Annotated in this window: 23 protein-coding genes; 8 read left to right on the plus strand and 15 right to left on the minus strand. The window is 55.8% G+C overall.

From position 1 onward, the window contains the following. Window positions 1-30: 30 nt before the first annotated feature. From P1X16_RS19360 to P1X16_RS19370, 3 genes are all read right to left on the minus strand, one after another. The gene (locus P1X16_RS19360; protein ID WP_277232441.1) at window positions 31-750 is read right to left on the minus strand and encodes an SDR family oxidoreductase; all 720 of its coding nucleotides are present in this window, start codon (window positions 748-750) and stop codon (window positions 31-33) included. A gap of 169 nt (window positions 751-919) precedes the next feature. After that, window positions 920-1,411 (minus strand): RDD family protein, encoded by a 492-nt coding sequence (locus tag P1X16_RS19365; protein ID WP_277232443.1) that lies wholly within the window; start codon window positions 1,409-1,411, stop codon window positions 920-922. Between the two features lie 39 nt (window positions 1,412-1,450). After that, window positions 1,451-3,154: a bifunctional GNAT family N-acetyltransferase/carbon-nitrogen hydrolase family protein gene (locus P1X16_RS19370; RefSeq protein ID WP_277232446.1), complete on the minus strand. Its 1,704-nt coding sequence runs from the start codon at window positions 3,152-3,154 to the stop codon at window positions 1,451-1,453. Between the two features lie 223 nt (window positions 3,155-3,377). Between P1X16_RS19370 and P1X16_RS19375 the strand changes: the two genes are divergently transcribed. Then, on the plus strand, window positions 3,378-3,860 hold the full coding sequence (locus P1X16_RS19375) for a hypothetical protein (protein ID WP_277232449.1): 483 nt from the start codon (window positions 3,378-3,380) through the stop codon (window positions 3,858-3,860). Between the two features lie 18 nt (window positions 3,861-3,878). Here P1X16_RS19375 and P1X16_RS19380 read toward each other — a convergent pair whose 3' ends face one another. After that, window positions 3,879-5,003 carry a T9SS type A sorting domain-containing protein gene (locus P1X16_RS19380; protein ID WP_277232452.1) on the minus strand — a complete coding sequence of 375 codons (1,125 nt, stop codon included), beginning with the start codon at window positions 5,001-5,003 and terminating at the stop codon, window positions 3,879-3,881. A 94-nt stretch (window positions 5,004-5,097) separates the two neighbouring features. Here P1X16_RS19380 and P1X16_RS19385 point away from each other — a divergent pair, with 94 nt between their 5' ends. Next, the gene (locus P1X16_RS19385; protein ID WP_277232454.1) at window positions 5,098-5,577 is read left to right on the plus strand and encodes a hypothetical protein; all 480 of its coding nucleotides are present in this window, start codon (window positions 5,098-5,100) and stop codon (window positions 5,575-5,577) included. 371 nt (window positions 5,578-5,948) lie between these two features. On the opposite strand, the gene P1X16_RS19390 is transcribed toward P1X16_RS19385, so the two are convergent. From P1X16_RS19390 to P1X16_RS19435, 10 genes are all read right to left on the minus strand, one after another. Beyond that, window positions 5,949-6,605: a CoA transferase subunit B gene (locus P1X16_RS19390; RefSeq protein WP_277232455.1), complete on the minus strand. Its 657-nt coding sequence runs from the start codon at window positions 6,603-6,605 to the stop codon at window positions 5,949-5,951. Between the two features lie 25 nt (window positions 6,606-6,630). After that, complete coding sequence (locus tag P1X16_RS19395; protein WP_277232458.1) at window positions 6,631-7,941, minus strand: serine hydrolase domain-containing protein; 1,311 nt, start codon at window positions 7,939-7,941, stop codon at window positions 6,631-6,633. A gap of 107 nt (window positions 7,942-8,048) precedes the next feature. Further along, window positions 8,049-8,753 (minus strand): CoA transferase subunit A, encoded by a 705-nt coding sequence (locus tag P1X16_RS19400; RefSeq protein WP_245119223.1) that lies wholly within the window; start codon window positions 8,751-8,753, stop codon window positions 8,049-8,051. Window positions 8,754-8,775: 22 nt separating this feature from the next. Further along, on the minus strand, window positions 8,776-10,002 hold the full coding sequence (locus P1X16_RS19405; RefSeq protein WP_277232462.1) for a carboxypeptidase-like regulatory domain-containing protein: 1,227 nt from the start codon (window positions 10,000-10,002) through the stop codon (window positions 8,776-8,778). A 41-nt stretch (window positions 10,003-10,043) separates the two neighbouring features. Then, window positions 10,044-11,000 carry a bifunctional riboflavin kinase/FAD synthetase gene (locus P1X16_RS19410; RefSeq protein ID WP_277232466.1) on the minus strand — a complete coding sequence of 319 codons (957 nt, stop codon included), beginning with the start codon at window positions 10,998-11,000 and terminating at the stop codon, window positions 10,044-10,046. Window positions 11,001-11,330: 330 nt separating this feature from the next. After that, window positions 11,331-12,152, minus strand: a complete 822-nt coding sequence (gene truB / locus P1X16_RS19415; RefSeq protein ID WP_277232469.1) for a tRNA pseudouridine(55) synthase TruB — start codon at window positions 12,150-12,152, stop codon at window positions 11,331-11,333. A gap of 8 nt (window positions 12,153-12,160) precedes the next feature. Beyond that, a complete protein-coding gene (locus P1X16_RS19420; protein ID WP_277232472.1) occupies window positions 12,161-12,949 on the minus strand; it encodes an undecaprenyl-diphosphate phosphatase in 789 nt (262 codons plus the stop codon). 129 nt (window positions 12,950-13,078) lie between these two features. Next, a complete protein-coding gene (locus P1X16_RS19425; protein ID WP_245119220.1) occupies window positions 13,079-13,402 on the minus strand; it encodes a DUF3098 domain-containing protein in 324 nt (107 codons plus the stop codon). A 54-nt stretch (window positions 13,403-13,456) separates the two neighbouring features. Next, entirely contained in the window at window positions 13,457-14,350 is an 894-nt protein-coding gene (locus tag P1X16_RS19430) for a permease-like cell division protein FtsX (protein WP_277232477.1), read from the minus strand. A 504-nt stretch (window positions 14,351-14,854) separates the two neighbouring features. After that, window positions 14,855-19,426 carry a translocation/assembly module TamB domain-containing protein gene (locus P1X16_RS19435; protein WP_277232480.1) on the minus strand — a complete coding sequence of 1,524 codons (4,572 nt, stop codon included), beginning with the start codon at window positions 19,424-19,426 and terminating at the stop codon, window positions 14,855-14,857. Window positions 19,427-19,713: 287 nt separating this feature from the next. Here P1X16_RS19435 and tsaD point away from each other — a divergent pair, with 287 nt between their 5' ends. The 5 genes from tsaD to P1X16_RS19460 all read left to right on the plus strand — a co-directional run bounded on the left by tsaD (window position 19,714) and on the right by P1X16_RS19460 (window position 23,479). Further along, on the plus strand, window positions 19,714-20,718 hold the full coding sequence (tsaD, locus tag P1X16_RS19440) for a tRNA (adenosine(37)-N6)-threonylcarbamoyltransferase complex transferase subunit TsaD (RefSeq protein ID WP_277232482.1): 1,005 nt from the start codon (window positions 19,714-19,716) through the stop codon (window positions 20,716-20,718). 200 nt (window positions 20,719-20,918) lie between these two features. Further along, window positions 20,919-21,320, plus strand: coding sequence for a hotdog domain-containing protein (locus tag P1X16_RS19445; RefSeq protein WP_277232485.1), 402 nt, complete (start codon window positions 20,919-20,921; stop codon window positions 21,318-21,320). A gap of 46 nt (window positions 21,321-21,366) precedes the next feature. After that, window positions 21,367-21,840, plus strand: a complete 474-nt coding sequence (gene smpB / locus P1X16_RS19450; protein WP_277232988.1) for an SsrA-binding protein SmpB — start codon at window positions 21,367-21,369, stop codon at window positions 21,838-21,840. Window positions 21,841-21,991: 151 nt separating this feature from the next. After that, window positions 21,992-22,795, plus strand: a complete 804-nt coding sequence (locus P1X16_RS19455; protein WP_277232488.1) for a C40 family peptidase — start codon at window positions 21,992-21,994, stop codon at window positions 22,793-22,795. A gap of 186 nt (window positions 22,796-22,981) precedes the next feature. Beyond that, window positions 22,982-23,479, plus strand: coding sequence for an HNH endonuclease (locus P1X16_RS19460; RefSeq protein WP_277232491.1), 498 nt, complete (start codon window positions 22,982-22,984; stop codon window positions 23,477-23,479). Window positions 23,480-23,769: 290 nt separating this feature from the next. Here the strand turns inward: P1X16_RS19460 and P1X16_RS19465 are convergent, their stop codons facing one another. Continuing rightward, complete coding sequence (locus P1X16_RS19465; RefSeq protein ID WP_277232493.1) at window positions 23,770-24,609, minus strand: alpha/beta hydrolase; 840 nt, start codon at window positions 24,607-24,609, stop codon at window positions 23,770-23,772. 115 nt (window positions 24,610-24,724) lie between these two features. On the opposite strand from P1X16_RS19465, the gene P1X16_RS19470 reads away from it, so the two are divergent. Next, complete coding sequence (locus P1X16_RS19470) at window positions 24,725-25,987, plus strand: DUF3298 and DUF4163 domain-containing protein (RefSeq protein ID WP_277232496.1); 1,263 nt, start codon at window positions 24,725-24,727, stop codon at window positions 25,985-25,987. The last annotated feature ends 111 nt before the right edge of the window (window positions 25,988-26,098 follow it).

Here is a 26,098-nt window from a genome sequence, read left to right on the forward strand (position 1 = left end):
CTTTTATTATCTACTTGCTTGTTGCTTACGCTACCACGGTACAGGCTGACCTTGCCAAGTCACAAAGCTGCCATTCTCTTCGGCGTGAAGCTGCTCGGTGAGGCGTATAATACCGCGGGCCGAATCGGCGGGCGGAAGCATAGCGGTATCGCCGCCCATTCCGGTTTGTACCCAACCTGGGTCTACGAGCACCGAAATTACACCATACGTGCCTACTTCAGCTGCCAATGCGCGCATGTACATGTTGAGCGCCGCCTTGCTAGCCGAGTAATGATAAGGCTCGCCCGAGGCCTTCCAAGTGAGAGAACCCTGGCCCGACGAAAGGCTGATGATACGCGCTTTAGTAGCCGCCTTCAGCAGATCCAGAAACGCCTGAGCCACGAGCAACGGCCCGACAGCATTCACGTGCAGGAAGGTTAGCGCGTTGGCAGCCGTCAAACCGCCGAGGTGTTGCTTAGCGGGGTCCTCGGGACCTGCACCCGGAAAAATACCCGCATTATTAACCAGCACATCGAGGCTATCAGCAAGGCCCGCTACCGTTTGCCGGGCGGCCTCAATCGAAGCTTCGTCGGTTACATCGAGCTGCACGAGGTGGAGTTGGTCGGCGTATTGGCTGCGCAATTGGTGCAGGTCGGTGGCGGTGTCGGGTTGGCGGCTGGCGGCAAATACCGTGTCGCCGCGCTCCAGGTGCTGGCGGGTGAGTTCCAGACCCAGGCCCCGATTGGCCCCGGTAATGAGGATGCGTTTCATGAAAGGGAATTAAATTATATAAAAGTGGACAATGGGGCTGGGGGCCGAAGTTTACTGAAAATAAAAGTTGATTCGACAATCGTTGACCGGCACCCAATGAAAAAGCCGGTTGGGAACGTTCCCAACCGGCTTTTTCACGAATAGATAACATGCATTAGCTTATAACAGCTTAGTCAACCTTCACAACCCGAGTTTTGGCAAGTCGGTCGTGCAAGCCAGGACCGCCGCCGAAAAAGGTGAAAGCCTCGAACGGAATGATGCGGCTAAGGGTGCGCTGGAAGGCAGCTGTGGTCGTAAGCTTGGATCCATCTTCCATGACCACACGGGTACGAGTTGCAATCTTACCCATTGTACGACCCGTCATCGACTCCATGATGAAATAGTAACTGAGCATGATTAGAATGTAAACCAGTGTGGCCAATGGGCTGTCCAGCAGACCGAACAACGATTCATCGCCGGTAATGGACACCACCATACCCAGGCCAATACCAAGGCTAAATATGATGGCGTAAAACGTAATAAGATCAACGATGTAGTTGAGGAACCGCTGACCCGTGCTGGCCGACCGCATGGCCAGCGGCGAGTTCAGCAATTCAGCAAAAACCGAGTGTTTTTCAACAGGTTCATCGGAGTAATCTTGATCGAGGTAGTCTTGTTGCATATTTCGACGTTTATTGTACGTCTACAATATGCACAAAAATTACCCAGCGGCAATGGCCTTCCGCTTGCTTACGCGCGGATGGCGCTCATCGGTGCCTTGAGCTAGCAACTCGTCGTCACGGTCGGTCTTCTTAATGGTCCAGCTTAGCGAGTACAGGTCTTTGCGCCGGTCGCGCAGGTTGCGCACGGCCCCGGAGGTGTTTAGGTCCTTAAGCAAATCCAGGTCGAGGTCGGCAATCAGGGTCATCTCGGTGTTCGGCGTAGCCTCCGCCACAATGGCATCGTGCGGGAAAGCAAAGTCGGAAGGGCTGAACACCGCGCTCTGCGAGTACTGAATGTCCATGTTCTCGACCCGGGGCAAGTTGCCTACCGAGCCGGTGATGGCCACGTAGCACTCGTTTTCGATGGCCCGCGCCTGCGCGCAGATTCGCACACGCTGGTAGGCGTTTTTGGTGTCGGTCCAGAAAGGCACGAACAGAATCTTCACGCCCTCGTCGCTGAGCATGCGGGCTAGCTCGGGGAACTCCACGTCGTAGCACACCAAAATGCCGATTTTGCCGAAGTCGGTGTCGAAGCACTTCAGCTTGTCGCCGCCGCGCATACCCCAGTAGCTGGCTTCGTCGGGTGTAACGTGTAGCTTGTACTGCTCGTCCACGGTACCGTCGCGGCGGCAGAGGTAGGCCACGTTGTGCAGCTTCTCGTCTTCGTACACCGGCATCGAGCCCGCTACAATGTTGATGTTGTAGCTTACGGCCAGTTCCATCATTTTAGCTTTGATAGGCGCCGTGAAGGCCGCCATAGCCCGGATAGCTACCGCCGGCGAATCCTCGTTGGTGAGGGCCATCAGTGGAGCGTTGAAGAACTCTGGGAACATCACGCAGTCGGCCTTGTAGCCGCTCACCGTATCCACGAAGAACTCGATTTGCTGCAACAAGTCTTCTAGGCTGCGAGTAGCCCGCATCTGCCACTGCACAATGCCAATGCGGACGTTGCTTTTCTGGTTGCCGATGAGCTTTTCCTCTTCTTCGTAATACACGTTGATCCACTCCAGCAGCGTGGCGTAGGCCTTGCTCTCGGAATCATAAGGCAGATAGCCACGGATGATTTTGCGGACGTAGAATTCGTTGGAAAGCTGAAAGGTCAGGATGGGGTCGACCAACTCCTTGTTCCGCACCATCTCCACGTATTTAGCGGGCGTCATTTCGTTGGCGTATTGGGCGTAGCCCGGAATCCGGCCGCCAGCCACCATGGCGCGCAGGTTCAGGTTCTCGCAGAGCTCTTTGCGGGCATCATAGAGGCGCCGACCGAGGCGCAAGCTGCGGTACTCGGGGTCCACAAACACGTCCACGCCGTACAGCGTGTCGCCATCGGAGTTGTGGGTGTCGAACTTGCCGTTGCCCGTGATTTTGGCGTAGGTGTGTTTGTCGCCGAACTTTTGGTAGTCCACAATGATGGCCAAAGCCGCTGCTACCAGCCGGCCGTTGTCTTCGATGCCAATCTGGCCTTCTGGAAACTTGCGAATCAGCGCGCCAAACTCATCGGCCGACCAGGCGCCTTCCATGTTGGAATACACTTGATCCATAATGCCTTTGATGGCTTTGAAATCGGAGCGGCGCAGCGTACGCAATACCAGCTTGTGGGCTGGAATGGCCGTAGGGGTCAGAAGCTCCGCTATCGAGTTTTTATCGTGCGGCACTTTTTTGGCGTGGCTGCCGCTGGTTTTACCGTTTGAAATAGTTGCCATATAGGTCAGAGAAAAGTCAGGATGAAATGCAAAAGTAGCGTCCTACTTGTTGGGCTTGGCGCTTGTAATACGGGCCTACAACAACTTTGGTGGCAAAAACGCTCAGTTAGTGCAAAGTTACTGAAGGGGCTAGGCTACAGTTGTTTCGAGCTGTACTACCTACTAGTAAGGATACAATAGCTTACTTTCAAATGCAGGCTGCTGTCTGCTTACCCTTATCCATATGACGTCTTCCAAGTACTTAGCACTAGCCTTATTGCCATTCGTATTTGTGGCTTTCTGGCTTGGTATAAGCTGGTTTGTTTCGTTGAACGGCTGGAACCGGTTGAGCAATTACTTTCGGGCAAGCGAGGCGGTCAGCCAAGCTCCGGCTACCAGCTTCCCGATGCAGTCGGGGACGCTTCGCAAAGCGGGGGCAGTTGGGTTTGGCGGTAACTACCGCGGCGCACTCACCATCCGGTGCGGACCCACCGGCCTTGGTCTTTCGGTGATGGTACTCTTTCGGTTCGGCCATCCGCCATTGCTCGTTCCGTGGTCGGCCCTAGGCCCGATAGAAGAAAAATCGGCGCTCTTTGGCTTGAGCCGGTACCATAGCATTCCTATCAACCTGCCCGACGGGTCAGACGGTGTGGACTTGCACTTGCATAACCACCGTGTTGTAGAAGCCATTGCTAGCTACCAACAGGTGGATATGCTAGGAAAATAGCAAGGCAGCTACACCCTGTTACTGCCGCACTACGCGGCGCATGGCTACACCCGTTTCGGTTTGCACCCGTAGCATAGCCACCCCCCGAAACGTGCCAAAGGCCGCCGCTGGTACTGTGGCTTCGCCGGCAGCGCGCGGAATAGAATAGGTAAATAGCACGCGCCCCGTCAGGTCGGTGGCAGTAACAGAAACAGGGCCGGAGGTCGGTAAAGTAAGCTGCAACGATTCTCCTTCCCCCACAGGGTTAGGATATACTGCCACCGCCGTTTCGGGGAGCTTGGTTTGGGTACTCAATACCGATATGCGCCGATAGATGTCCCGGTACTGCACCAGCGACACTATTTCCTGGCCGTTCGCAAGCTGCGTTATCACTTGCAGCAGCGGAATGCCCTGGTTTTTGGCCAGCCACTTATACTGTTTCATCACCGGCCGCTGAATAGCTGGGCCGGGCTGCCCTTGCAACGACACACTGTCGCGGACTTGTAGCGTACTCACCACACGCAGCGCCTCGAACCTGCCGAACGGCGTGATGAGCGTGCCCCAGCCGTCGGCGTTGTTTACGCGCTTCTGCCGTTCCCGCAGAAAGGCCGTGCCAGGCACGTTTACCGAGAAATCAGCATTACTGGAATCCCGCTGCTGGTATACGAGCGGAAAACGGTATATCACGTCCTGCAGGGCCTGGCTCTGGTAAAGAACCGGCAACGCACCCACCGACGGAATATCTGCGCCGTAGCCTACCTGCCGGTAGTTGGTAGCCGACTCGTTGAAAAAGGAATACACCTCCGTGATAGGCAAGCCGGCGGCTACCAACACCGCGGGCAGCGGCTGCCGATTGGCAATGGTAGCCCGGTTTACGCCACCTAAAGCGCCGAACACAATTGGCAGCAGACCTGGGGTACTACCAACTCCAGAATAGTACGATACGCTTTGGTTGATGGGCCGCAAACCGCTGTAGTTCCAGGTTTGGTTGGGCCCGGTTTGGGTAAGGGCCGGCCCCGTAAGAGTCAGGGTTTCACTGGTGCGCAACGAGTCGCCCACGTTGGGCATGTCGTTGCGGTCGATGATGATGGGCGTTTGAGCTTGAACCGTAAGGGTAGCGGTTGTCAGCAGCAAAGCAAGAAAACCAGAGTAGCAGTGGCGCATAAGAAGAGTGTTTTCGATGAGGCATTGGTGCACTCGAATATAGCACCTCTACGTAGGTTAGGTACCATCCGGTTAGGTCGTTGTACCTTGCACTATGCTTCCGCCCGAAGAACGTCGTCTCCAGACGTTGGGCCGGCTGCTGGCCTCGCCCGAAAGTTTCCCCCCAACGGCCTGGTTATGCGCCCCGCCCGACGTGCACCGCTGGCAGCCCGCCATGCCGGCGGCCGTGTTAGTAGTGGCCGCTGCCGGCCAAGCCGTGCCCGCGCCGCCCGGCCTCGTCCGTACCTTATTTATGGATGAGGTGCAGCTCGTTATAGAGCGTTTGCTCACCCAAGTGCCCGGCGCGCCCGATTGGCTCCGCGTTGACATTCTGGCGCGCTACAAAACCAACCACGAGTTTCCGGCCCTCACCGGCCACCCCGATACGCTCGCCGACTACCTAGCCGAAGCTGTTCACGCGGGCGGGCTCTCGGCTCCTGCTGCATTGGCCCAGCTGCTGAAGTATTTTTCGCACTTCACCCGCGAGGCGGCCGAGCGCATCATGGCCCAGGCCTACCGCCGCACACAGAAGTAGGTGTTATGATGCTTGCTAAGCAATAGCTAAAAGCAAGCCCAAATTTCAACAACTGTTAGTAAAACGGTCCTGCTGAGCAGCACATAGCGCATCAAACCAGGGTGAAGCATCTCACGTGCTGACGTTGTCATACATTTGTCATGCTGAGCGGAGCCGAAGCATCTCGCTCGAATCGTTGTGGTAGAAGGATATTACCACACTAGCGAGATGCTTCGACTCCGCTCAGCATGACGGTTACTACTCATGTGTCAGCACGCGAGATGCTTCGGCAAGCTCAGTATGACGGTCTGAAGTTGTTAGTACTACAACGCCAGCACGCAAATGCCATTGGTAAGCCGCCGGATGAAGCAGAACGACTTGGTGTAGATAAGCTACACGCCTGTCATTTCCGGTACTTCGTCGGGCACTACCAGCTTTCCAGCTGTGGCCGCCCGAATCTGCTCGACGCTGACACCAGGGGCCCGTTCGCGCAACACAAAGCCGTCGGGCGTCACGTCTAGTACGGCTAGCTCGGTTACTATTTTCTTGACGCAGTGCAGGCCCGTAATGGGCAGTGTGCAGGCGGGCAGCAACTTGCTGCTGCCGTCTTTGGCTACGTGCTGCATGGCCACAATGATGTTTTTGGCCGAAGCTACTAGGTCCATGGCGCCGCCCATGCCCTTCACCATCTTGCCGGGAATCTTCCAGTTGGCAATGTCGCCGTTTTCGGAAACCTCCATGGCCCCGAGGATGGTCAAATCCACATGCTCGCCGCGTATCATCCCGAACGAGTCGGCGGAAGAAAAGAGGCTGGAACCGGGTAGAGTGGTTACGGTTTGCTTGCCCGCGTTGATGAGGTCGGGGTCCACTTCGTCCTCGGTAGGGAAGGGACCCATGCCCAGCAAGCCGTTTTCCGACTGCAATTCCACGTTGATGCCCGCGGGTATGTAGTTGGCCACAAGCGTCGGGATGCCAATGCCAAGGTTTACGTGGTATCCGTCGCGCACTTCCTGCGCAATCCGCCGGGCGATGCCGTGTTTGTCTAACATAATGGGTGGGAGAGGGGAGAGAGGGTTATTTGGCAGATGCAGCAGGAGCAGGAGTGCCTACCACCGCCTGCCGGACTTGCACCTTGTATTTCCCGGCTAGGTCGCGGGCCGTGGTGTTGGGGTATTTCTGCGTGTAGAGCAAGGCCACAATTTTCAGCTTGGGGTCCACCCAATACGTGGTGCCGAAGATGCCGCCCCACTCAAAAGAGCCCTCGGAGAGGCCGGAAGTGTCGGCGGTTTTGGTTGTGGTGATGCTGAAGCCGAGGCCAAACTTATTGTCGCCCTGGTTGACGTCGCTGATTTGGTTGCTGGTCATCAGGCGCACCGTGGCGGGCTTCAGAATGCGGCGGCCGTTGTATTCGCCTTCGTTCAGCATCATTTGCAAAAAGACGGCGTAGTCGTCGATAGTGGACGAAAGACCCGCGCCGCCCGAGAAGTAGGTGCCCGCGGCCTTGGGGTAGTCGGGCGTCATGCGTCCCTGCACCCCCCTCTTCACGGTAGCTTTGTTGGCGTCTTCGGTGTAAAGGGCTGCCAGACGATTTTGCTTTTCGGCGGGCAGGTAAAACCAGGTGTCGCGCATGCCGAGTGGATCGAAGAGACGGGCGCGCAGATACTGGTCGAGGGGCTGCTTGGAAAGCACTTCAATCAAGTAGCCTAGCACATCCACGCTCAAACCGTACGTGAATTTTTCGCCCGGCTGGTGCATCAGCGGCAGCGCCCCCAACGCATTCATAGACGTAGCCAAGTTGCCACTCGGCGTGCCAATGCCGCTCGGAATATTCGCTTTGGCGTAAATAGCAGTGGCTTCCTTGCTACCAATTACCGGATAGCTGATGCCTGAAGTGTGGGTAAACAGTTGCCGGATGGTTATTTCGGATTTGGCCGGAACGGTGGTATAGGTGGAATCTTTCTCGTTGAAAGTAGCCAGTACTTTGGGGTTGCGGAAGGCCGGCAGATACTTGGAAATAGGGTCATCGAGCTGAAATTTCCCTTCGTCGTAGAGCATCATCAAGCCCACGCTGGTAATAGCCTTGGTCTGCGAGGCAATCCGGAAAATAGCGTCGGGCTTGAGCGGCGTTTTCGCTTCTACATCCTCGTAGCCAAAGGCTTTACGGTAGATGATTTTACCGTTGTGCGCTACCAAGGCAATGGCACCCGGAACCCGGTTAGCGGCCGTGTATTCCTGCAGCAGTTGGTCGATGCCCGGCAGCTGTTCGGGTTTGGCCGTGAGGGTCTGCGACTTGCTGCTCTTAGGTTTGGCTGGGGCTACCTTCTGAGCGTACGAATGGCCACTGAATGTGAGGGAAAGGAGAAGGAGGAAGGCTGTTTTTTTCATAGTAGACTGTTAGGTTGATTTCGGGAGGAGCAACAAAAGGCCTCGTAATGGTCTGTTAAGTGAAACAGCACTTCATGCTTTATGCCCGGCAAACCCTGCGTGAGATACTACTTAGTTGAAGCCCGTACGGTACGCTGCTCGATGCGCTTTTCGTAGTTTTTGCCCTCGAAAATGCGCTGCACGAAGATGCCCGGCGTGTGAATGTGGTTGGGGTCCAACTCGCCAGCGGGCACCAATTCTTCTACCTCAGCCACCGTGATTTTGCCGGCCGTCGCCATCATGGGGTTGAAATTGCGGGCCGTGCCTTTGTAGATAAGATTACCGGCCGTGTCGCCCTTCCAGGCTTTCACGAAGGCATAGTCTGCTTTCAGCCAGGTTTCCAGCAAATACATCTTGCCGTAGAATTCCTGGCTTGGCTTGCCCTCACCCACTTCGGTGCCGTAGCCCGCCGGGGTGTAGAAGGCTGGAATACCGGCACCCCCGGCCCGGATGCGCTCGGCCAGCGTACCCTGCGGCAACAATTCCACTTCCAGCTCGCCGCTAAGCAACTGCCGCTCGAACTCGGCATTCTCGCCCACGTAGCTGGAAATCATTTTCTTCACCTGCCGCTGCTGCAGTAGCAGCCCGATGCCAAAATCATCGACACCCGCATTGTTGCTGATGCAGGTAAGGTTTTTGACGCCGAGGCGCAGGATTTCCTGGATGGCGTTTTCGGGGATGCCGCACAAACCAAAGCCACCGAGCATGAGCGTCATACCGTCGGTGAGGCCGTGCAAGGCGGTTTGGGCGTCGGGAACTACTTTGTTGATCATAGGAAGGAGCGTGGAGTGGGAATTATCGGTGGGGTGGTGGGGCCACGGGGGGCGCGTAATCGATGGGCAAAAGTTCACCCATTTTCTCGAATCCCCAGTACTGGTCCGTGAAAACAGCTAGCGGCTCCACTAGCTGCCCGTTGGGCAATATTTCGGCCTCATGCTTGGTGAGGGAAAGCAACGAAATCTGCCGGTCTGCTTTAGTGGCCGGAGCAGGTGGTGCACCTACAGGGCGGGGCAACTGGTAAGCCGGGTCTGGACTTTCGCGCAAATAGCTGACCTGCAAATAATCTCGAAAGCACAGCCACACCCGTCCGCTAGCATCAACCCGGCGCAAACTGTCGATGGGGCGCTCCGTGAGGTAGAGCAGCGAGAAGCTGCGGGGCACTTTAACCCAGCGTTCAACAGAATCTACTTCCGGTGCCGACAACGGCTGATTGCGCCGGGCCTGCAACAGCGCTTTGCGGAGACTATCGGCGCGGGCGAAGCGCGGATTGGACACGATGCGCAGTTTCCGCACCAGAAATCCTTGACTTGCTACCTGGTTGGTGTGCACGCTCCGTAAGAAATGCACTAGGGAGCCTTGGTAGGCTTTCGCACGGTTGGCGAGCCAGCGTTGCTGCTGCCGACTGTTGCGCGGTTTCATTTCCTCGAAAATCGGCCAGCCGTAAAACGACACGAACTGCTGTTTGAAATTCAGCGTGAATTCCAAGCCGTAATATTTGATGCGGTAGCCTAGTGCCGTGTTGTCAACTTGCAAAAAGGTAGGACTGGACGCCGTGAGTTCATTAGCTTCGGTATCATAGGAAACTAGCACGGCATCGGGGTTGCGGATGCGGCATTGCTTGGAAAAGCTGGTCTGCCCCAGAAATGTCTCCGCGAATTTTTGATAGTCACTTGCCCGGTTAGGGTTGGGCCGCACCGTTACGCCTTGCAACTGCTGACTGGAAGGCGTAAGCAGCAAATTCAGCGGCTGCGGGCCGTTGCGCACCGTGATAGTCCGCTTCAGCAGCTTGTAGCCTACATACGAAACAATAAGGTCGTACGGCCCGGCTGGTACACCGGCCAGCGTAAACTGTCCGCTAGCGTTGGTGGTTGCGCCGTAGGTGGTGCTAGCCAGAAACACGCTTGCAAATTCCAGCGGCTTTTGCGTGAGAGAATCCCGAATAGTGCCGCTCAACGTTCCCTGCGCATGCACTACCATTGTCCCACTCAGCCAGCACAGAAACACGAGCAAGTAGCGTAACACCAGAGAGCAGGCTTGATGAGTTGTTCAGCTACAGAACTGATTCAGCCGCCTACTAAGTGCCGGCGGGCATCTTCGGCGTCGAGCTTCAGTTGCGCTTTTAGCGCGTCTAGGCCATCAAATTTCTGCTCGTCGCGCAGGCGGGCTACCAGTTGAAGGGTGAGTTGCTGGTCGTACAAGTCGCCGTTGAAATCCAACAGGTGCGCCTCAATAGTTTGCGCTAAGTCGCCGCCCACGGTCGGGCGGACGCCAATATTGAGCATGGCTTCGTGGTGAGTGCCGGCAGCGGTGGTGGCCATTACGGCATACACGCCGCGGGCCGGAATCAGCTTCAAAGGCTCTTCCACCTGCACGTTAGCCGTAGGCCAACCGATGGTGCGCCCGAGCTGTCGGCCACGCACAACGGTGCCGGTTAGCTCGTAGGGGTAGCCGAGGTAGCGGCTGGCCGTCAGAATGTCGCCGCTTTCGAGGGCCCGGCGGATGCGGGTGCTGCTCACGCCCACGGCATCTACGTCTTCGCGCGGAATTTCTTCTACGCTAAGACCATAGCGGTTGGCATTTTGGCTGAGGTAGTCGAAGCCGCCCTCTCGATTTTTGCCGAAACGGTGGTCGTAGCCAATAACTAGCTTACTGGTACCTACCGTGCGCAGCAGGATATTTTGGATGTATTCCTCGGAAGTCCAGGAGGCAAATTCTTGCGTGAAGGGGATAATAAGCAGGTAATCAATGCCGAAATCTTCCAGCCTTTTGATGCGCTCCTCAAGAGTACTAAGCAGATGCAGGTCCTGTGGGTTCGGGTGGGAGAGCGGCGGGTCCAACACCAAGCGGGGGTGGGGCCAATACGTTATAACCACCGAGGGGCCACCGCTTTGCTGTGCCACTTCCTGCAACCGCCGCAGGATTTGCTGGTGCCCGAGGTGCACACCATCAAATGTGCCGCTCGTAACAACCGCTTGGCCTTGAAGGTGTGGAAACTGCGCCGGGTCCCGAACAACTTGCATTTGCTTGATAATAACTGAGAGTTGAAGTAACCAAATAGTACGTCTACTGGAAACGGTCGGGTAGCCACGTTGCCCTGGCTATTGCCGACAGCCTGCAATATGCAGATTCTCCTGTACGGCGCGGCGCTTGTCAGGGTGCAGCCAACATAGGCTTTGCGGAGCTAGCGAACCTGAGTGACTAGTAGGCTGCTGAGCTTTCAATAGCGCATAACCTTCTGCCAGAACTACTTCTAGAATCCGGCAGCATACAGTAGGACACCGCGTAGGTCGGCCGATTTGGTGTGGAGTTGTACTGAAATATTGCCAACAGACCCACTATAGTCGGCTGGTTTATTCGGAAACGTTTTCCGATGTACCGTCTAACTCCGGTGCTGCATTAGTAGCGTTGAAATACTCCAAGCCAGCCCGGCGCTCTGGCCGCCGCTGCTTTTGCGGCCGGGGTGGCCGTTCGGGGGATCCTTCGGGGCGCGGCGGGCGCAACGCTTCTATTTGGTCCATGTTCAGGGCCTCAGCTAACTGATACTCGCCGATGCGCGTGCGCACTAGTTTGGTGAGGTGAGCTCCGCAGCCAAGCGCCGCACCATAGTCGCGGGCAAGGCTACGGATGTAGGTGCCCTTCGAGCAAACCACTCGGAAATCTACCTCTGGCAGTTCCAAACGGGTTATTTCAAACGCTTTGATGGTGACTTGTTTGCTCTTGATAACGGCTTCTTCGCCGCGCCGGGCTACTTCATAGGCCCGCTCGCCGTTTACCTTCACCGCCGAGAACAACGGCGGCGTCTGCTCAATCAAACCGGTAAAAGACGCCGTAGCAGCCCGGATGGCCGCCTCGTCAAGGTGCTCGAAAGGCAACTCGGCATCTACGGGCGTTTCCAGGTCGAAGCTAGGTGTGGTTTGGCCCAAGCGGAAGGTGCCGGTGTACTCTTTTTCCTGCGCTTGGATCGAGTCGATTTCCTTGGTTTTCTTGCCAGTGCACAAGATGAGGAGTCCCGTAGCCAGTGGGTCGAGCGTGCCCGCGTGCCCGATTTTCTTGATGCGGAGCGTGTTTTTGACTTTGCGCACCACATCAAACGAAGTCCAGGTTAAGGGCTTGTCGAGCAGCAAAACTTCGCCGGCTTCAAAATCGAAAGGAGGAAAGGAAGCGTCTGTCATCTTCTCGCTTAAATCAACTGTAGGTTGATGCCCAACCCAATCATCACCAGAATGACCACGCCCACAATAATGCGGTAGAAGCCAAAGGCCCGGAAACCAAAGCGCGACACAAAGTTCACGAACGATTTCACGGCGAGCAGTCCCACCGCAAACGCCACCACGTTGCCGAACAGCAGCAGCTTGATGTCTTCAGCGCCCGGCGCACTCACTTTGTAGGTTTTGTAGAGCTGGTATGCCGTAATAACGAACATAGTAGGTACAGCCAGCAAAAAAGAAAAGTCAGCGGCCGAGCGACGGTCGAAGCCTTGGGTCAAGCCGCCAATGATGGTAGCCGCCGAGCGCGACACCCCTGGTATCAGCGCAATGCACTGGAAAAGCCCAATCTTGAGGGCTTGCATGAGGCTTGGGGTAGTAACTTCCTTGCGCGGGCCCGAAAACCAACGGTCTACAAACAGCAGCACAATACCACCGACTACCAACGAAACCGCTACCACCGTCACGCTCTTCAGCAGCTCCTCGATGACATCTTTTAGCAGAAAGCCCAACAAACCGAAGGGCAGAAAGGCCACAATTAGCTTCACGTAAAAGTCAACGCTTTGCAGAAACCGCCGCCAGTACAGCACCACCACCGACAGAATAGCGCCGAGCTGAATCGAGGTGATGTACGTTTCGGTGAAGGGGAGCTGCCCAATACCGAGCAGGTTGGCTACTATAACCATGTGACCGGTGCTGGAAACCGGCAAAAATTCAGTTAGGCCTTCAACAATGGCGAGTAGCAGCGCGTGCCAGTAATTCATAAAGAAGCGGTGTAGCGCGAAGCTCCAGCTTCGCGCCGCGTAGAAGATGGGCGTGCCCACCCCTCCCACAAAGTAGCGCTTCGAGGTACGGGTGAACGATGCGCGAAGCTGGAGCTTCGCGTCCCAAAGCTACGGGCGCTTGTAAGTAGGAGCAGTAGGGGCGGGGGCCGCAGGAGCGGCAGGGGCAGGCTGCTGCGCCAATGTTTCGCGGGTGGTGGCGTCGGCCGCTACAGGAGCGTAGCCGTGGGGCCGCGCCATAATAGCCCAAAACTCAATCAGGAAACCAATAATAAGCAGGATGGGGCCTAGCGTGATGCCGAGGAATCCTTCACCATAGTCGGCAGAGTCCAGTGTCATCGTAACGAAGCCAGCGGCCAGCACAGCCAGCCCAAGAAACATCAGGCGGTAGTTGCGCGTCCCGAAGGCGAAGCGAGGTTCTTGAGTAGGTTCCATTATGTCTAGTTAAGAAATTCGAGAAGGAACGTGTCCTGTGGGGGTTACAAGCAGTTAATACAAGTCGTCCAGCGACATGCCCAAGTACTTACGCACGGCACGGTAAGAACTTAGGAAGCCGATGCCACAACCCAAGCCGACCATCACCAGGAGCAACGCCCCAATGAGCCGGTCGTCGCGCAGAATGCGTAGGTCGCCCACCTGTAAGTAGGCATATTGCAGCAGGGCCAGCAAAAGCAAAGAAGCCAGAATACCACTCGCTAAACCTTGCCAAGTAGCCCGCCGAAGAAAGGGTCGTTGGATAAAGAAGGAAGTGGCCCCCACCAGCTGCATGCTCCGGATAAGGAAGCGTTGCGAGAATAGAGCCAGCTTGATGGTGTTATTGATGAGCACCGTCACAACAATGGTAAGCACGACGGCAAAGCCGAGCAGCACCAAGCTGAGCTTGCGCACATTCTGGTTGATGGAGCTAATCAGGCTTTGAACATACTGGACCTCGTACACACCCGGCTCGGCTTTCAGTTCCCGCTCGATGCGCCCCATCTGCAATGAATCCGAATACTCGGACTTGATTTTCAGAATGTACGCGTCGCGTAGCGGGTTGTCGCCGAGGAAGTTCTTGAAATCCTCGCCGGTTTGGTCGATGAACTGCTTGGCTCCTTCCTCTTTCGATAAGAAGCGCACCTGCGGTTTCTGGTCGCGGAGGGCAATGTAGGGCTTGCGCGAGAAGTCTTGTTGCAGTCGTAGCAGTTCGGTTGCCGGCAAGTCGCGCTCCAGGTATACCTGCATTTCGATGTTCTCCTTCACAAGGTTGGAGAGCTTGTGCGCATGAATCAAGAGCAATCCAAACAAACCAATGACCAGCAACGCCAGCGTAATGCTGAACACAACCATCAGGTGCGGATAGCTGCCAAGCTTTTTCTTACGGGTCGGACGGGTTTGGGGCATAGATAGGCAAAGGTAAGCGTAAGAGTGATTAGAGGCTCAAGCAAATCAACCATTAACAATGATTAACACAGAAACACCCTCAAAGTAAAGAGTGGTCTGGTCGAGCTTATAAGCCTGCAGTGTGGTGGCATGGTGCGCTTATTGATCATCTAGTGCGCTACCGTTGTAATACTACCTGTCATGTTGAGCGTAGGCGTAGCCGGAGTCGAAGCATCTCGCGTGCTGACGTTGTGGGGCCGACTGTCATGCTGAGCGCAGTGCAACGAAGCCGAAGCATCTCGCTCGAATCGTTGCATAGGTTAAGGTTTACTACACTAGCGAGATGCTTCGGCTTCGTTGCACTGCGCTCAGCATGACGGGTAAGTATTACAACATCAGCACGCGAGGTGCTTTAGTCCCTCTGGCTTGATACGTCAGATGCTTAGCCTGGCAATACTATTATAACGTCAGCACGCCGATAGGCTGTTTCCTTGGTTACTGCTTTGGCCGGCTTTCAGCTATTACTCATAATGTTGTCCGCGGGTCGTCGTCAATGTTAAGGACCTCGCGGGCTTTGCGGGCGTTGGTTTCGCGGCGGCGCAGGTGCTTGCGCGCAAACAGCTCGTTAAGCGAATCAAACTGCTCGGTGTGCAGCAGAGAGATACCAGCCCGGGCCTGGTTCTGGCTAGTTATGTCGCTGTAGTCGCGCGGGGTGGTTTCGTACCGGAGTTTCGCCCGGAACTTGCCGTCGGTACGAAGCGCGTATTCCAAACTTAAATCCCCGATAACTGAGTTGTTGGCTCCTGATATAGGCGTACCCCCGCTGGTTGTAACGGCGCTGTTGCTGAAGCCGCCTTCCCGCGTTACGCGCAGTCGGCCGTTCATGAAGGAGTAGCTCAGGCGCACTTGCAAAGCCTGCAGCTGCTCGGCTGAGAGGCCATTGAAGTTGAAGCTGATTTCCAAATTCGGATCAAGCTGCGAAGTAAGGGCCCCGAGCTGCGTGGAAATAATTTGCCCCAAGCTGTTGCCCAAGGCGTTGTCCTGGCCCCTGAGCGAAGTAACCGACGACAACGAGCCTACTTGCGCCAATTGCCGGAACACCACCAAGCTAAAGACCTGTCGGTTCAGTTCCTGCTCATCGTTGCGCAACGAAGATAAGAACGGCGCCAGATCCCCTTCCAAGGACGAGGGAATATCATTGAACTCCAGATTCAGCTTGATAGCCGGCAGCAGCAGCGGCCCGGTCAAGTTCATCACGGCCGTGACGGGCACCACGGCGTTGTTGCCGGGTAGGGCAGGAGCCAGGGAAGTACGTTGGGTGTAAGCGGCCGTCACGTTCATTTCGCCGGCCAGTGGGTCGCCGTTCCAGACGATGGTACCGCCCGGCCGCACCACAAATTCCTTGTTGACGAGCCCCTGCAACGTGAAGTTGTAAGCCCCGCGCACAATCTCGATTTGCCCGCTCATGTTGAAGTCGCCGCGGGTATCGATGTTGAGGCGCAATCGGCCCGCCGCGGTGCCCCGAATAACGTCGCCGGTGCTTTCATCAAGCAGAATTTCCACGTAGGCATCGGGTGTTACTTCCAGGTTCATGTTCAGCCGGATGCCCGACAAGTCAATCTTATCCTGCACACCCACCGGCACGGGTGTGCGGGCCGTGTCGAGCAGGTTGCGGTTCACAAAGCGGATGTAGCTGGCCTGCTCGGCTTTGGCAGCGTTGTCGAGCGGTAAGGAAAGGCGCGTGCCGGGGTCGGATTTGGCTTGCACATTCACTACCAGGTTGGTCGACGGGCCATTGACGCGGGCCGTGCCCGTGGCATAGGCCGTACCGAAGTACAATTGGTTGTCTTTGCGGGTGGTGTTGAGCACCAACAGCTTGCGGAACGAGGCATCCAAGTCCAGCCGCATATTCTTAAACCCGTCGTGGAAAATGTCGCCGGTGATGGTGCCGGTGTTGCCAAGCGGGTCGCGCATCTTGATATCACGTAGCGCAATCCGGTCTTCTGTAAACCGAATCCGGTCGGAGAAGGTGTAGGTGGTGTTCAAGTAAATAAACGTGAGCTGCCCTTCCGTAACGTCGATACTGCCAGTGAGGCGGGGCGAATTGAAGCGGCCCGCTAGGCGCAAAGTGCCCACCGCGGTGCCGCCTAAGTCGCGGAACAGCGTTTTGAGGAAAGGCTCGGCTAGCTTCACGGGGGCCGTATCGAGTACGGCCGTTAGATTGAGTTGCTCTTCTTCCTGGCTCGGCGCAATGCTACCCGCCACCCGTACCACGCGCTGGTCGTTGCGGAGCACATCCAAGTCCACGAGGGCCTGTTTGGCGCGGTTATCCCAATTGCTTTGCCCGGTCACGTTCCCAATCAGCACGTTGTCCAGGCTCATCGAATCAACCGAAAGGGTGGAGTTGATGGCCAACGGACCGTAGACGCCGCTCATGGTGCCTTGGGCGTTTACGCGGCCGGTCATGTTCTGTTTGGTGAGCGAATTGAGAGTTTCCAACTCCATATCCTTCACCGTCAGCTTCAGCTCTTTGCTTGGGTCTTGCGAAATAAAGCCTTGGGCACTGATGCTCTGCGGGCCGTTGCTCAAGCTCAGGTGCTGAATATCAACCTCCTTGCCCTTGTTGGAAATCACCACGGCGTTGTCTTGCGCAATAGTCCAGTCCTTGCCCAACAAGTTCACGCCCGATTGCCGGAACACCACTTGCACCGCATTCGGCAGAAACGACAGCGCTCCGTTGATCTGCGCCCGGTTGGTGGTGTTGGTTTGGGCCAGAGCCGTCGAGAAGTTGATGCGCTCCTGGTCCCACACGCCTTCCACGTAGAACCGCTCGGTCTTGCCTAAAGTGGGCAGTATCTGGCGCTCCGAGGTTACGCTAGCTTGCGCCAGAACTTCGGGCTGATAAGGCAGCTTGGAGGTAGTGAAGTCGAAGGCCGTGCGGTAGGTGCGGATGCTGTCAATCTGCAACGTATCGAAGCTGCCGCCGAGCTGGAAGATCGAAGTCTGCCCGTTCCGGAACGAACCGTCGATGCGCGAGTAGTTCGACACCTGCAAGCCGGGCATGAACAGTTGCAACGCCGGATTCGGCTTTTTAAGATACAAGTCCAAGGCAATGGCGTACTCCCGGATTGGCAGCTGGCGCTTGCGGCGGTAGTAGTTGGCAATGGCCGCATCGTCGCTCTCGAAGTTCAGAGCATACTCGGTCAGTAGGGTTTGGGCGCTCCGAATTACTTCGGTAAAGTTGTAGTTGCCGTTCGCCGTTAGGTTGAGGACTTCCGAACGAACCGTAAGCTGGCGCTGCCCCGCTGCGCGTTGGCTGAGCACGTCGAATGTATCCAGAGCTACGGTGCGGCCCGCGTAGCCTAAACGCGTGTTGCGCAGGATGACGCGGCCCAGCAGGTCGTCGAGGCGCAACCCCCGGAACTTCACGTCGGCGTTGGTGGCCACCGTTACGCTTTGTTTGGTGAGGCCCAGCGCGCGCAAGTCGGCGCGGCGAATGCGGGCCCGCACGTCGAAGGCTTGCGTGGCTTTGTTGAGGTCGACGGTGCCGTTGGCATCGAATTGTAGGCTCGGGTCGTTGGCGGCCAAGCGGCCCGTGAATGATTCGCGGCTAAACCGTCCGTCGGTGGTGATGTTGCGGTAGCGGTAGCCATTCAGCCAAATGCTCTGCACGGTGGCGCGAGCCGTTACGCGGGCACCCTCGGGCGAGAAGCCCACGCCTTGCACGCGGCCATTCATGGTGATGTCGCGCACCACCTTTTCCTGCCCCAGCAGCTTGCCCAGCTGGAAATTAGTGGTGCGAATGTCGCCTTCGTAAGAAGAAAGGCGCGGGTCAGTCTTAAATTTCAGGTTGACATCGGATACCACCGAACCTAGCGCGGTGTCGAACGAACCGTTGGCTACGAAGTCGTTATAGAATCCAAGGAATTGCCCTTTCAGCTTTACTAGCCCCAGCCGCTGCACATACGGCCAGCCCGAAGCCGGGATATAGCGCCGGATGTCGCGCCCATCAACCACCGATGGCTGCAGCTTCATTTCCACGAAGCTTTCCTTGAAATTGGGCAGCCCTTCCACCCCAATATTGCCGACTACGTGCGTGTTTTTGCCGTAGCGGATATCCAGGTTCTTGGTGTGAAAGTCGCGCACGTAGCCCGTAGCCTCGCCCGAAATCAGCACCGTTTCTTTCAGGTCGCGCACCGATTGTTGGGGCGCGAATTGGGCAATGTCGTCGGAGTAAAGGCGCGAAGGTTGCAGCCGCGCTACCACCCGCACCGAGTCGTTGAAGCTGGTGAAGTTGAGGAACCGCTTGTACTCGAAGCGCAAGTAGTTGCTGATCTGGCTGTTGCCTACGCGCAAATTCAAGCCCGTAAATTCCCAGAACTTGCTGGTGTAGGTCATGTTGGCCGTCAGCTCCCGCAGGCGGGTGCCGGAAGGCGAATCTACCGCGCGTAAACCATCTATCTGCGTATGAATAGTGTCGCCGTGCAGTTGAATTTCCGATACATCGGCGTAGATGCTGTCGATCTGCATGTGCGCATAATCCATCGAGCGGCCGTAATAAGCGGCGCGGGGCTTGACTTGGTTTTCCAGGATGAAGCGGCCGTTGCGCAGGCTAACGGTTTCAATCTTAAAGTCGAAGGGCTTCTTGCTGACCTTGGTGGTATCGGAAGGGCCGACTAGGCGGCGCACGGCGCGTATGAACTGCGTGAGGGTAGTAGAGTCGGGCTGGTCTTTATAAGTAACCAGGGCGAAGCGCGGCTCTTCCAGCGTGAGGTTGCTGATGTGCAGGTGCGAGGGGTCGAAAACGCTAAACAAACTGATGGAAGCATCAGCACGCCCGATATTAAACAGCTCTCCACCGCGCCGATCGAGCACCCGTACGCCTTGCAGCAGCACCCGCGAAAACGGCCGCACGTCTACTCGCCCCACTATCACTTTTTGCCCCAACTTGTCGGTCAGGATGCTGGCGGCTTGTTGCACCAGCCGGGTCTGCACGCTCGGAATTCGCAATGCCACCAACGTGCCCACCACTGCCACCGTCACTACTAGCACCAAGACTAGCAGCACTTTAAGCAAGATGGAGACGAAACGAGGCACGGGCGAAACAGCTGAAAGAGAGCAGAAGGAGCGAAGATACAGGTTAGTAGTTGCTTACCTAAAAGCGCATACGGCCGGGCTACCGCTGCCGCAAGAACGATACCACGCCGTCTTTGGTTAAGCTTCTGACTAGATGAAGCAGCGTTGGTTTAAGGTTTTAAACGAACTTTGTCTTGGATTCCGTCTATGAGGCTGCCTATAGCCTCCGGAAGCTAGGGCCGTCATGCTTCGGCAATTTGAAAATCCGGCCCTTTATTACCCACTGGCTACGTTCACAGTACTATATCATGCCCACTATTCTCGCCATCGAATCTTCCTGCGACGACACGTCCGCTGCTGTAATGGTAGACGGTGAAATCCGGTCCAACGTGGTGGCTACCCAGCAAATACACGAACAATACGGCGGCGTAGTGCCCGAGCTGGCTTCGCGCGCCCACCAGCAACACCTGATTCCGGTCGTGACGGCCGCATTGCATAAAGCAGGCGTTGAAAAACAAGACCTCGACGCCGTGGCTTTCACGCAAGGTCCGGGGCTGTTGGGGTCGTTGCTGGTAGGCGGCATGTTTGCCAAAACCATGGCGTTGGCCCTCGGCAAGCCACTGATTGCCGTTAACCATATGCGGGCTCATATTCTGGCGCATTTTATTGAAGAGCCACGGCCCGCGTTTCCGTTTCTGTGCCTTACCGTGAGTGGTGGCCACACGCAACTCGTAATTGTGCGGAGCGCAATGGATATGGAAATCATCGGCCAAACCATTGACGACGCAGCCGGCGAAGCCTTCGACAAAACCGCCAAACAACTCGGCCTGCCGTATCCGGGCGGCCCCCACCTCGACAAGCTGGCCCGCGAAGGCAACCCCACCCGGTTCCCGTTCCCTGTGGGTGCCATGCCGGGCTACGATTTCAGCTTCAGCGGCCTCAAAACGGCCGTTATGTACTTTTTGCGTCAGCAAACTGCCAAGAACCCGGAGTTCGTCCAAGAAAACTTAGCGGACCTCTGCGCCAGCATCCAGTACACCATCATCCAGACGCTGCTGCGGCAGCTCCGCCGCGCCGCCGCCGACCACCAGCTTACGCAAATAGCCCTTGCCGGCGGCGTGGCTGCCAATTCCGGCCTGCGCCAAGCCCTACAAGACGAAGCGGCTATTCAAAACTGGCAGGTATTCATTCCCGCGTTCCAGTTCTGCACCGATAATGCCGGCATGGTCGCCATGACGGCCCATTTCCAATACCAAGCCGGCGATTTTGCCTCGCAATTAGTTAGCTCCGACCCTCGGCTGAAGTTGGCTTAGCTTTCTGAGTTGCCACCCAATAGCTTCCTCAATACTCCCCCGCCTGTCATCCTGAGCGGAGCGAAGGACCTTATCCCGTCTGCGCAAGGGGAGCAACGTCTTGTTCAACCCTAATAAGGTCCTTTGCTCCGCTCAGGATGACAGGCGGGGAGTATGGATGACAAATAATATCAGAAAGAGCATTCATTTAAATAAGGTCGATGCGCAACCCTTTCCAGCCCGGCGACATACAGGTTTATTCGTTTGTGGTCGGGCCGCAGGACTTTGCAGTTCTTAACGGCAAGCTGATTCAGCCGGTGTTGAGCACGTTTGCCTTGGGCCAAGCACTGGAATGGGCCAGCCGACAGTTTGTCGAGTTGATGCTGGAAGCAGGAGAGGCGGGTATCGGCACGATGCTGACCATCAAGCACCGAGCGCCGGCCTTTGAAGGGGAAACCGTGGAAATTCAAGCTATTTTTGAACGACTGGAAGGCGCCGAACTAACTTGCCACGTACAAGCCTATGTAGGCGAGCGACTACTAGCTACCGGCCGCACCGGTCAGCGCATTGTGGATGCAGGCAAGCTGCAAGCCCGTTTCCAAGAGTTGCGCCAGAAGCTGTAGTAGCACCCCAGCACTGCAAAATCCTGCGCGAAATAACACCCGAACCATCGTGAGTAAGAAAGAAGATACCCCCAAGCGCGTCAACATCCTGAACCGCCGCGCCTCCTACGAATATGCTTTCCTGGCGAAGTATGATGCCGGTATTATGCTGCAAGGCACTGAAATCAAAAGCATCCGGGACGGCAGCGTGCAGATTCAGGACGGCTACTGCGTGTTTCAGCCCGACGGTAGCTTGTGGGTGCACGGGCTTACTATTGCCAAATACACAGCCGGCACTTACAACAACCACGAGCCCACCCGGCCCCGCAAGCTGCTGCTCAACAAGCGCGAGCTAACCCAACTCAACAACAAAAGCCAGGAGCAGGGCCTTACCATCATTCCCATCCGGATGTTCGTCAACGACCGGGGCTTTGCGAAACTGGAAATTGCGTTGGCGAAAGGCAAGAAGCTGTTCGATAAGCGCGACAGCATCAAAGAGAAAGACCAGAAACGCGAGCTAGACCGCGCTCGGGAGTATTAGGCCAGTTTTATGAAGCAGTGAATTTGTGGAAGATACTTGGCGAGTTCAGCTTAAAAAAGGAGCTTCGCGCTGAATACTACAGGTTGCGGGTAGGCTCTGTGAAAATCACTGCTCTCGTTCCACCGATCTGCCATTATACCACATCAATACCTTGGAACACGGAATCTGCGCGCTGAGCGTCGTGCCGGTACGCGCCGAGCCTACGGACAAAGCCGAAATTGTTACGCAATTAATTTTCGGAGAGTGTTATTCTATTTTGCTGGTCCAGAACCAATGGGTGCAAGTTCGCACCGCTGCCGACCAGTACGTGGGCTGGATGGATGGCAAGCAACACACGCCCGTAACGCCTGAGTATTTGGCCGCTTGGCACGCCCAGGACCACCCACGCACCCTCGATGTCGTGCAGATGGTAAGTGACCCCGCCACCCGGATTCCGGTGCAGCTCGGCTCGCGCCTGCCTTTTTTCGACGGCATGACCCTGCGCATCGGAGAGCGGCAGCTGTTCTACAACGGGGCCGCTACCAATCCGCAAAACGGCCACGGCCCGCACGGTTCCGTTGATGGTCGCCTGCGCTTACTTCAGAAAATGGCGCTGGTCTATCTAAAGGCGCCTTACCTATGGGGCGGTAAAAGTCTGTTCGGTATCGACTGCTCGGGTTTGATGCAGCAGCTCTACGGCCTTATTGGGGTGCAACTCCCGCGTGATGCGCGCCAGCAAATCAACCTCGGCCAAACGGTCCACTTTGTGGCCCAAACTCAACCCGGCGACCTCGCCTTCTTCGACAATGCCGAAGGCAACATCGTGCACGTAGGACTGCTGCTCGACGAGCAGCAAATTATCCACGCCAGCGGCGAAGTGCGCATTGACCCCCTCGACCACAACGGTATTTTCAACCGCGACCGGCAGAAATATTCCCATAAGCTGCGCCTGATAAAGCGCATCTTAAGCGAATAGCTCATTTCTGCGGGCTTTTTGGGTCTTCAGAGCCGTTAAAACGATATATACCAATTAGTAACGAGCATTTGGAACTCAGCCGATCAACTAGGATATGGATTAGAAACTAAAGTTTCTGGCTATTGTTAATACGCTTAGAATCATCTAGCTTTCGCTGTACACGATGATTACTCTCTAGTTAAGCGTATGGATCAAAAAGTCCTAGTTCTCAATGGTGACTACACAGCCATTACGCTGTGCAGTGTGCAGAAGGCTTTTGTGCTGTTGTTTCTGGATAAAGCTGAGATGATTGCCAACTCAGAGAATGGCGTGCTGCGCACAGTCAGCAAGTCGTATCCTAAGCCAAGCATCATCCGGCTTCAACGGTATGTGCGCGTGCCGTACAAAGGCATTGCCCTAAGCCGGCACAACATTATGAAGCGTGACCATTTCGAGTGTCAGTATTGCGGTTCTACCAAAAACTTGACCCTTGACCACGTACTACCCCGCTCCCGTGGCGGCGACTCCAGTTGGGGCAACTTGCTTACCGCTTGTTCCCGGTGCAACCATGCCAAAGGGCATCGTACCCCGCAGGAAGCCGGCCTCACAATTCGGCAGCAACCGAAGAAACCGACCTTATCTGGTTTCCTCAAACTCAGCGCCGGTACCATCGACCATAACTGGCACGCCTATCTGAATAATTAAGCCGGAAGCATTGCTTACCGGCTTTTTTTTTGCCTGTACTTTAGAATAAAACGTGTACGGGAAAAGATAGACAAGTGGTTAGCTGTGTAGCAGTAGCACAAGCACAAAGGCTTATGCTACTGCTACGCAACTGACTGTGCTGGAAAATCAGCTACGAACACCAGGCTACCTTAACCTAAACCAGTTAAAATAGCTGGTATGCAAAAATGCCCCTGGCTTTATGTGAGAAGCCAAGGGCATTTTGTTGCTATAGAACCATCATCGTAAGTAACAGTCCTGGGGTGTGGCGCCTACGAACCGGTGACGAAAGCCAGCAGGTCGCGGTTCAGTTGGTCTTTGTTGGTGATGAAGAGGCCGTGGGGGGCTCCTTCGTAAACAAGGTAGTTCGCTTGTTTCAGGTGTTCAGTCATTCGGGCGCCGCTGTTTTTGATTGGCACCGTTTTGTCTTCGTCGCCGTGAATCACTAGGGCCGGAACACTGATAGTGGCCAGGTCAGGACGGAAATCAGTTTCGGCAAAGGCGTGGGCGCAGGCCACAGTAGCTTGGTGTGAGCCGAGTGAAGCCATGCCAAACGACCAGTCGAGAACGGCTTGGCTAACGGGCTTGTTGAGGACCCCAACGCCGTAGAAGTCTTTACTGAACGACTGCAGGAAGTCGAACCGGTCTTTGGCGATGTTGGCTTGAATCTCGTCGAACACCGATTGCGGAACTCCGTCGGGGTTGTCGTCGGTCTTCAGCAGATAGGGCGTTACCGCCGACACGAAGGCCACTTTGGCTACGCGGGCGCCACCGTGGCGGCTCATGTAGCGGGCCACTTCGCCACCACCCATCGAGAAGCCTACCAGCGTTACGTTTTGCAGGTCCAGCGTGTCAAGTACGGCTTTCAAATCGTCGGCCAGCGTGTCATAATTGTATCCCTCAAACGGCTTCGAGGAGTTTCCGAATCCACGGCGCGTATAGGCTATTACGCGTAGGCCGTGTTTGGGCAACTCGCCTAGTTGATAGGTCCAAGCTTCGTGGTTTTGCGGCCAGCCATGAATCAACACAACGGGCGTACCTTGGCCCTGGTCGGTGTAATGCAATCTAATGTCTTCACCGTTGGCGTCTTGGCCGACTTTGATGTAGCTCATGAGGAGAGAATTTTGAAAATAAGCGCTGAAAGATGTTGGTACATACGCAGCATATGCTGTTGAGGTATTTTTAGAACAATATCTTGCACATATCTTTCCTACTTATCCAGTACAGATGAGCTTACCTGTCACGAGCTGTTTATCACCTCTCCGTATTTCCAGCTTGCTGCTAGGTGTGCTGATGGCTGCCTGCCAATCCAAAACTGATTCTGGAAGCATTGCCACGCAACTCGATCAGAAGGCGGCCATCGTACCACCCAAAGATTCGCCTGGCACTTGGTACCGGTGCTACCGCGGCACGCTCGGCCCCGAAACTATCACGCTACACCTCCAAATGCTGCCCGCGGGCTACGGAGGCCGCAGCGCCGCCAGCTTTGTAGGTTCCTACAGTGGTCCTGATGGGCAACCTTACGAATTAGGCTCCGACTACGACGCCTTTATTACGCCGGACAGTGTGGTGGTGCGGGACCAAAGCCTTGAGCTGCAAGACGAAAATTCCAACGGGCCAATTTGGCGGCTGCATATCAATGGCAAGGAACTCCTAGGCAACCGAGCCGGGCAGCCCGTGCAATTGCGCGAAGTTGATTTGCCAGGCAGTATATCCTTCATTTCGCGCTATTTCACCGATTCGGTGGCGGCGTATCCTAACCAGCCTAAGTCACCACACGGACACACTAGCCTGCACACCCTAATACCTACCAACGGCCCCGAATCAGCGCGCAGCGCTTTAGCCACTGGTATCCTGCGCGGTCTGCGCGGCGATACCCTGGATACCAAAGCAGCGCCAGCCTCGGTAGAGCAATTTTGGGAGCAACAGGCTAGCGCCTTCAAAAAAGAGTACCAACTAAGCGTTGCTGACCTTGTCAAGGATAGACCCGCGGAGCCCGACACCAGTAGCAGTGCTCCCTCGTACGACTACATGCTGCGTTACGAAGACCAAGCGGCCACGCACGTGCTCTGGAATCAGCAGAATCTGCTGAGCCTTGGGTTTTTCACGTACAGCTACACGGGTGGTGCCCACGGCAACTACGGCACCAGCGCCGTTACCTTCGATACTCGTACCGGCCGCGCCCTACGCTTTTCCGATATTTTTCGCCCCAATTCTGATGCCCAGCTTAGCACTTTGCTTGAGCAAGCTGTGCGTCGCGTGCTGCATCAACCAGCCTCCGTTAAGCTCGATGACTTTCTTTTCGTGAAGAAAATGCCTGTTAGCCATAACCTATATCTGACGAGTGGCGGCGTAGTTTTCATTTACACTCCCTATGAAATTGCTTCGTACGCTCAAGGCGAGCTTCGGCTGTTTGTGCCGCTAGACCAATTGCGCCCCTTGTTGAAACCCAATTTGCCAATAGGAGGGGCAGAGGTAAGTCACCGCTAGCCGATAAGATAGCGGTGACTATGCATAGGTACTTCTTGTTAAAATCAGGGCGCGAGGTAGTCCTTGCTGGTGTGTTCTTATTGGGTATCAGTGCTATGCTGTAGAAAAATC

Origin of the sequence: Hymenobacter sp. YC55, assembly GCF_029433095.1 — a bacterium.
Lineage (GTDB): Bacteria > Bacteroidota > Bacteroidia > Cytophagales > Hymenobacteraceae > Hymenobacter.

What these genes read in the sequence shown, in the direction of transcription:
- P1X16_RS19370 (WP_277232446.1), bottom strand. Translation starts at nt 3,154, where the DNA reads ATGGCAACTATTTCAAACGGTAAAACCAGCGGCAGCCACGCCAAAAAA.
- P1X16_RS19470 (WP_277232496.1), top strand. Translation starts at nt 24,725, where the DNA reads ATGAGCTTACCTGTCACGAGCTGTTTATCACCTCTCCGTATTTCCAGC.
- P1X16_RS19420 (WP_277232472.1), bottom strand. Translation starts at nt 12,949, where the DNA reads ATGAATTACTGGCACGCGCTGCTACTCGCCATTGTTGAAGGCCTAACT.
- P1X16_RS19395 (WP_277232458.1), bottom strand. Translation starts at nt 7,941, where the DNA reads ATGAAAAAAACAGCCTTCCTCCTTCTCCTTTCCCTCACATTCAGTGGC.
- P1X16_RS19380 (WP_277232452.1), bottom strand. Translation starts at nt 5,003, where the DNA reads ATGCGCCACTGCTACTCTGGTTTTCTTGCTTTGCTGCTGACAACCGCT.
- P1X16_RS19360 (WP_277232441.1), bottom strand. Translation starts at nt 750, where the DNA reads ATGAAACGCATCCTCATTACCGGGGCCAATCGGGGCCTGGGTCTGGAA.
- P1X16_RS19445 (WP_277232485.1), top strand. Translation starts at nt 20,919, where the DNA reads ATGCGCAACCCTTTCCAGCCCGGCGACATACAGGTTTATTCGTTTGTG.
- P1X16_RS19375 (WP_277232449.1), top strand. Translation starts at nt 3,378, where the DNA reads ATGACGTCTTCCAAGTACTTAGCACTAGCCTTATTGCCATTCGTATTT.
- P1X16_RS19425 (WP_245119220.1), bottom strand. Translation starts at nt 13,402, where the DNA reads ATGGAACCTACTCAAGAACCTCGCTTCGCCTTCGGGACGCGCAACTAC.
- P1X16_RS19410 (WP_277232466.1), bottom strand. Translation starts at nt 11,000, where the DNA reads ATGCAAGTTGTTCGGGACCCGGCGCAGTTTCCACACCTTCAAGGCCAA.
- tsaD (WP_277232482.1), top strand. Translation starts at nt 19,714, where the DNA reads ATGCCCACTATTCTCGCCATCGAATCTTCCTGCGACGACACGTCCGCT.
- P1X16_RS19390 (WP_277232455.1), bottom strand. Translation starts at nt 6,605, where the DNA reads ATGTTAGACAAACACGGCATCGCCCGGCGGATTGCGCAGGAAGTGCGC.
- P1X16_RS19465 (WP_277232493.1), bottom strand. Translation starts at nt 24,609, where the DNA reads ATGAGCTACATCAAAGTCGGCCAAGACGCCAACGGTGAAGACATTAGA.
- P1X16_RS19385 (WP_277232454.1), top strand. Translation starts at nt 5,098, where the DNA reads ATGCTTCCGCCCGAAGAACGTCGTCTCCAGACGTTGGGCCGGCTGCTG.
- P1X16_RS19430 (WP_277232477.1), bottom strand. Translation starts at nt 14,350, where the DNA reads ATGCCCCAAACCCGTCCGACCCGTAAGAAAAAGCTTGGCAGCTATCCG.
- P1X16_RS19400 (WP_245119223.1), bottom strand. Translation starts at nt 8,753, where the DNA reads ATGATCAACAAAGTAGTTCCCGACGCCCAAACCGCCTTGCACGGCCTC.
- P1X16_RS19365 (WP_277232443.1), bottom strand. Translation starts at nt 1,411, where the DNA reads ATGCAACAAGACTACCTCGATCAAGATTACTCCGATGAACCTGTTGAA.
- P1X16_RS19460 (WP_277232491.1), top strand. Translation starts at nt 22,982, where the DNA reads ATGGATCAAAAAGTCCTAGTTCTCAATGGTGACTACACAGCCATTACG.
- truB (WP_277232469.1), bottom strand. Translation starts at nt 12,152, where the DNA reads ATGACAGACGCTTCCTTTCCTCCTTTCGATTTTGAAGCCGGCGAAGTT.